This is a genomic window from Streptomyces alkaliphilus (assembly GCF_014141535.1).
GTDB classification, from domain to species: domain Bacteria; phylum Actinomycetota; class Actinomycetes; order Streptomycetales; family Streptomycetaceae; genus Streptomyces; species Streptomyces alkaliphilus.
In genome coordinates, this window is the sequence record NZ_VKHT01000180.1 from 1 (window position 1) to 6,697 (window position 6,697).

4 protein-coding genes are annotated in these 6,697 nt (G+C 75.1%); all 4 read right to left on the reverse strand.

Going from position 1 to position 6,697, the window contains the following annotated elements; genetic code table 11:
- Window positions 1–3,407: hydantoinase B/oxoprolinase family protein (locus tag FNQ90_RS08470; protein WP_182605804.1), on the reverse strand; the 3,407-nt coding region annotated here is incomplete at its 3' end.
- Window positions 3,408–3,493: 86 nt separating this feature from the next.
- Window positions 3,494–4,387, reverse strand: coding sequence for an SGNH/GDSL hydrolase family protein (locus FNQ90_RS08475; RefSeq protein WP_228470969.1), 894 nt, complete (start codon window positions 4,385–4,387; stop codon window positions 3,494–3,496).
- A gap of 83 nt (window positions 4,388–4,470) precedes the next feature.
- The gene (locus FNQ90_RS08480; protein ID WP_323379843.1) at window positions 4,471–5,757 is read right to left on the reverse strand and encodes a glycosyltransferase; all 1,287 of its coding nucleotides are present in this window, start codon (window positions 5,755–5,757) and stop codon (window positions 4,471–4,473) included.
- On the reverse strand, window positions 5,754–6,697 hold a 944-nt coding region (locus FNQ90_RS08485), incomplete at its 5' end, for a glycosyltransferase family 4 protein (protein WP_182605806.1). The genes FNQ90_RS08480 and FNQ90_RS08485, both read right to left, overlap by 4 nt.

Genomic DNA, 6,697 nt, shown 5'->3' on the forward strand with positions numbered 1-6,697 from the left:
CCGCGCATCCGCCCCGCACCGCCGCTCCCCTCCCGAACCGCGAACTCCTCCACCCGTACCGGATGCCGCCACTCCAGGATCTCGGGATCGGTGAGGCGGGAGTTGGTCATGTGGGTCTGCACCGCCGAGGTGCCGGGGAAGTCCGGCCCGGCGCCGGACCCGGAGGCGAGCGTCTCGTAGTACTGGGTGTGCTCGTTGCCGAAGGTGACGTTGTTCATCGTGCCCGAGCCCTCGGCCTGCACCCCCAGAGCCGCGTACAGGGCGCCCACCAGCGCCTGGGAGGTCTCCACGTTGCCCGCCACGGTCGCCGCCGGGTACCGGGGGGAGAGCATGCTCCCCTCCGGGATGCGCACCTCCAGCGGCTCCAGACACCCGCTGTTGAGCGGGATGTCGTCGGCCACCAGGGTGCGGAAGACGTAGAGCACGGCGGCCGTGACCACCGAGGACGGGGCGTTGAGGTTGTCCTCCCGTTGCGGGGAGGTGCCCTCGAAGTCGATCACCGCGGAGCGGTTCTCCCGATCCACCGTGACCCGGACCGCGATCACCGCCCCGGAGTCCGTCTCGTAACGGCGGTAACCGTCCGAGAGGTCGGCGACGATGCGCCGTACGGCCTCCTCGGCGTTGTCCCGCACGTGTCCCATGTAGGCCAGGACCGTTTCCCGTCCGAACCGCTCCATCACCGCCCGCAGCTCGGCCACGCCCTTCTCGTTGGCTGCGAGTTGGGCACGCAGGTCGGCGAGGTTGGCGTCGGGGTTGCGGGAGGGATGGGGGCCGGAGGTCAGCAGGGCCCTGGTCTCCTCCTCCCGCAGCCGGCCGTCGCGCACCAGCAGATGGCTGTCGAAGAGCACCCCCTCGTCGTGGACGGTACGGCTGAAGGCGGGCATCGAGCCGGGGCTGATGCCGCCGATCTCGGCGTGGTGGCCCCGGGAGGCGACCAGGAAGAGCAGGTCGGGGGAGGCGTCCGGCGCGGCGGGGTCGGGCTCGGCGAAGACCGGGGTGACCACCGTGACATCGGGCAGGTGCGTACCGCCGTGGTAGGGATCGTTGACCGCGTAGGCGTCCCCCGGGCGCATGGTCCCGGAGGTGCGACGCAGCACCGCGCGGATGGAATCCCCCATCGACCCCAGGTGCACCGGGATGTGCGGGGCGTTGGCGACCAGATTGCCCTCGGGGTCGAACAGCGCGCAGGAGAAGTCGAGTCGCTCCTTGATGTTGACCGAGTGCGCGGTGTTCTCCAGGGTGACGCCCATCTGCTCCGCGACGGCCATGAAGAGGCTGTTGAAGACCTCCAGTCGCACCGGATCCGCCTCCGTTCCGGCGGCGAGGACCCGCGGCCGCGGCAGGTACCGTTCGATCACCAGGTGCCCCTCGGGGCGGACGACGGCCCGCCAACCGGGTTCGACCACGGTGGTCGCGTCGGGCTCGGTGATGAGTGCCGGGCCGGTCACGGTGCGACCGGGTTCCAGGTCGGCACGCCGGTGGAGGGGGGCACGACGCTCCCGTCCCCCGATGTGCATCCGGACCCGTTCCGCGGGCTCCGCCTCCGATGAGTCCGTTCCCGGGACGGTCGCGGCCCCCGTCACCACCGCCCCGCCGGGCACCGCCACCGGGGCCGTGCCCCCGCTCGACCCGGTCGCCTCGACAACGGCGGTCGCCACCACCAGCGGGCGATCGGTCGCGAATCCGTATCGGGCCCGGTGGGCCGCGGTGAAGGCGGCGGTCATCGCCGCGGGATCGCCCGGTTCGACCGCCAGCGCGGCGTCGGTGCCCGCGTACCGCAGGTGCGCCCGGGCGGTGGTGACGATCGCCTCGTCGGCCAGACCGTCCGCCCGCAGCGCGGAACGCGCCTCCCGCGCCAGTTCCCCGCACACCCCTCGCAGCACGTCGGCGGTCTCCGCGTTCAGTTCCCGCTCCACCGAGCGCTCGCGCATCACCGTCACGTCGGCCAGCCCGATGCCGTGGGCGGACAGGACGCCCGCCAGCGGAGGCACCACCACGGTCTCCACGCCCAGGGCGTCGGCGACCGCGCAGGCGTGCTGGCCCCCGGCGCCGCCGAAGGAGACCAGGGCGTGGGTGGTGACGTCGTGACCGCGTCGTACCGAGATCCGTTTGACCGCGTTGGCCATCGCCAGGACCGCGATGTCGAGGAAGCCGGCCGCCACCTCCTCGGGAGTGCGGCGGACCCCGGTGCGGCGCTCGGTCTCCTCGGCGAGGCGGGTGAAACCCTCGCGCACCGCGACGGTGTCCAGGGGGAGGTTCCCCCCGGGGCCGAACACGTGCGGGAAATGCTCGGGACGCACCCGTCCCAGCATGACGTTGGCGTCGGTGACCGTGAGCGGACCGCCGCGCCGGTAACAGGCGGGGCCGGGGACGGCCCCCGCGGAGCGGGGGCCCACCCGGTAGCGCAGACCGTCGAACTCCAGCACCGATCCCCCGCCGGCGGCGACGGTGTGGATGTCCATCATCGGCACCCGCACCCGTACACCGGCGATCTCACCGCCGTCGGTGCGTTCCCACTCCCCCGCCCAGTGGGAGACGTCCGTGGACGTGCCGCCCATGTCGAAGCCGACCACCTCCCGGTACCCGATGGCGGCACAGGAGCGGGCCATCCCGACCACGCCGCCGGCCGGCCCGGAGAGCAGGGCGTCCCGCCCCCGGAAGGAGGCGGCGTCCCGCAAACCACCGTGGGACTGCATGAACAGCAGGGGAATGCCCGGCAGTTCGGCGGCGATCCGCTCGACGTAGCGGCGCAGCACCGGGGACAGGTAGGCGTCCACCACCGTGGTGTCGCCGCGGGGGACCATCCGGATCAGCGGCGCGACCTCGTGCGAGACGCTCACCTGCTCGAACCCCGCCTCCCGGGCCAGCCGGGCGATCTCCCGCTCGTGCCCGGGATACCGGTAGCCGTGCATCAGCACCACGGCGACGGAGCGGTAACCGGCCTCCCGGAGGCCCGCCAGGGCGTCGGCGGCGGCCCGGTGGTCCAGCGGCAGAATCACCTCTCCGCGGGCGGAGACCCGTTCGGGGATCTCGACCACCCGGTCGTACACCGCGTCGGGAAGCACGATGTGACGGTCGAACAGGCGGGGACGGTTCTGCTGCGCGATGCGCAGGGCGTCGCGGAAGCCCCGGGTGGTGACCAGCGCGGTGGGCTCGCCCCGACGCTCCAGGAGCGCGTTGGTGGCCACCGTCGTGCCCATCCGCACGCCCGCGATCCGTTCGGCGGGGATCGGCTCGTCGGCGCCCAGCCCCATGAGTCTGCGGATGCCCGCCACGGCGGCGTCATCCGTCCGCGAGGGATCCTCGGAGAGGACCTTGCCCGCCACCAGTTCACCGTCCGGTCGACGGGCCACCACATCGGTGAAGGTGCCGCCCCGATCGATCCAGAACTCCCAACGCCCGCTCATGGCACTCATCGTGCCCGATCGCGGGCCGGCGGGCCACGGTGCGACGGGGACCCCGGGTCCCGGGGCCCCCGCGGCCGGGTCGGGGCTCAGCCCCCGGCGGACCGGGCGACCGGGGGACGGGCCGTGCCCGGGTCGGTCGACGGCACCGTTCCGGGACGAGCGGACCCGGCCGGCACCACCGCGCCCAGTGCCGCGCGGGTGGCGCGCTCCGCGGCGCGGTCCAACAGCGGGGCGGTACCCGCCAGGCGGTGTCGGGCCTCCTCCGCGGCCAGGCGCAGGAGGCCGGGCAGCAGGTCCCGCGACCGGTCCACGACCCACCGGGTGCCCTTGGTGGCCATCCACCGCGTCGCCGCCGCGCGGCCCGGAGGGGGCTGATCACAGCGGACGGGGGGCGGCGCGCCGCCGTACCGGTCCCGGACCCCCGGCAGGGCGTGGACCTCACGGGCCAGCAGGCGGTGGCCGAGCTCCCCGGGGTGCAGCCGGTCCACGCTCCAGAACCCGGGGCGCCCCAGCATCGGATGATCGGCGAGGTGGAGGTGGAGGGCTCCGTGGCGGGCGGCCACGACGTGCACCACCTCGTTGACCGAGCGCATCCGACGGGCCAGGGGGCGGGCCAGGGGGCCCGGCAGGGACAACAACCGTCCCGGATCGGGGAGGCAGGCGGTGACCACCACCGTGCCGTCCGCCACGAGGGTGCCGACCACGGTGTCCAGCGATCGGGCCACGCGGTGGATGTCGAAGGAGGTCCGCAGGGTGTCGTTGCCACCGACCAGTACCGAGGCCAGGTGGGGACGGAACCGGCGGGCCGCGGGCAGTTGCCGTTCGGCGACGTCGGCGCACTGGGCACCGCTGTGGGCCGGTCGTTCGAACCGAACGGGACGGCCGGAGCCGGCGAGGGCGTCCGCGAGCAGCACGGCCCACCCCCGCCAGGTGCCGTCGGGCAACGGGTCGCCGATGCCCTCGGTGAGCGAATCCCCCAACGCGACGTATCTCAGTTCGCCGGGAGGACCGGAAGGGGGCGCAGCACCGGGGAGAAGGCCCCCGCGGGGCCCCGGGGGCGCGCTCACCGGCTCTCCTCCCCCGTCCGCCCGGCCGGCCCGAGGAGCCCCGGGACCGGTGCGCCGGGCACGGCGGACACCAGGCCCGTCGGGGTGGTGTGGAGGCGTTCCGCCGCCGGTGGCGGGAGAAAGGGGACGGCGGGAGCGGGCAGCGGCTCGAGGGCCGCCTCGTGGGCGGTGAGGAAGGCGCGCACCGCCGCCTCGCGCGGATACCGTTCGGCGCGTCGTCGGGCCCGGCCCCGGCGCTCCGTCTCCGGCCGGGCCAGGAGGTTCAACGCACCCTCGGCGAAAGCCCGCCCCGTACCCGCCGCGGCCACCCCGGCCTCGGCCATCAGCGCGGGCACGGCCGAGCGGGCGTGGGCCACCACGGGAGTGCCACAGGCGAGGGCCTCCATGGCGGCCAGTCCGAAGGTCTCGGCGGGGCCGGGAGCGAGGACGACGTCGGCCGACGCCTGCAGGGCCGCCAGTCGATCGGCCCGATCCACGTGTCCCACGAACACCACCGGCAGGCGGGCGGACCGGGCACGTTCCGTCATCCGGCCGCGCAGGGGGCCGTCCCCCGCCACCACCAGTCGGGCCCGTACCCCGAGGGTCCGCAACTCGGCGAGCGCGTCCAGGGCGATCTCGGGGTGTTTCTCCGGGGAGAGCCGCGAACAGAGCAGGAGCATCACCTCGTCCGGGGCGAGGAGCCGGGCCCGCAGCGCGGGGTCGCGCAGCTCCGGCCGCCGCCGCGACAGGTCCACCCCCAGCGGGGCCAGGACGACGTTGCGTGCGCCGATGCGGACGAACTCCCTCTCGGCCCAGCGGGTGGTGCACACGATCCTGCTGTAGGCGCGGGCGGTGAGCCGGTTGAGGCGGTCGGCGGTGGCCCGGGCCACCGCCGGCGGGGTCCCCCACGCGGCGAGAACCCCGTCGACGCTCTCGTGGGAGACCATGATCGCCCGCACCCGGTGCCGCCGTGCCCACTCCCCGGTCCAGCGCAGGGTGGTGCGGTCGGACACCTCCAGACGATCCGGTGCCAGCCGGTCGAGCAGCGCGGTCACCCGCGACCGGTCGAGCAGCGCCCGGTAGCCACCGGTACCGGGGATCCGGGGTCCGGGCAGGGTGATGACCCGCCCGGCGGGGGTGCGGACGTCGGATGGCCCCGGGCCGGGCACCACCAGCACCGGATCGTGGCCCGCGGCGAGGTAGCCGGTGCCCAGTTCCGCCAGCGCGGTGCGCAGGCCACCGGAGGCCGGGGCGACGAAGTTCGCCAGGCGCACGATCCGCAGGCCGCGGTCGGCGCGGCTCACCGCGCGACCGCCGTTCGCGCGCGGAGCACCCCGCGGTAGTGCTCCAGCAATCGGTCCCCGATCGCCTCCCAGCTCCGGCCGGCCACCGCCGCGGCGCCGGCGGAGGCCAGGCGGGCGCGGCGCGCCGGGTCGTCGCGCAACGCCGCCACCGCCTCCCGCAGCGCCCCGGCGTCCCCCGGCGGGACGAGCAGGCCGGTGCGGTCGTGGTCCACCAGGTCCAGGGGGCCTCCGGCCGCGGGGGCGATCACCGCGACTCCGGACGCCTGTGCCTCCTGGACCGTCTGGCAGAAGGTCTCGAAGGGACCGGTGTGAACGAAGACGTCCAACGAGGCGTACAGTCCGGCCAGATCGTGGCCGGTCAGCCGGCCGGTGAAGTGTGCCCCGGGCACAGCCGCCCGCAGGGCCGGGGCACTGGGGCCGTCACCGACTATCACCGTGCGGACGCCGGGCAGGTCCGCGGCGGGGCCCAGCAGTTCCACGTGCTTCTCGGGGGCCAGCCGGCCGATGTAGCCGATCAGCAGTTCGCCGTCGGGGGCCAGGGACCGACGCAGCCCCGGGTCCCGGTGGGCCGGGTCGAAACGCCCGGTGTCCACTCCCCTGGGCCACAGCCGGACCCGGGGCACGCCGTGCTCCTCGAGGGCACGGAGGGAGGAGGTGGAGGGCGCGAGAGTGATGTCGGACGCGGTGTGAACGGCGTGGATACGGCGCCAGGCGGCGGCCTCCCCCGCGCCGAGGTAGGTGCGGGCGTACCCGGCGATGTCGGTCTGGTAGACGGAGACGACCGGTGCGCCCACCCGGGCCGCGGCGGCCAGCCCGCGCGGGCCCAGCACGAAGGGGCTGGCGAGATGGACGATGTCCGGCCTGTGATCGGCCACGGCGCGGGCGAGGCGGCGGCTGGGGAGCGCCACCCGCACCTGGGGGTAGCCGGGGAGCGGGAGGG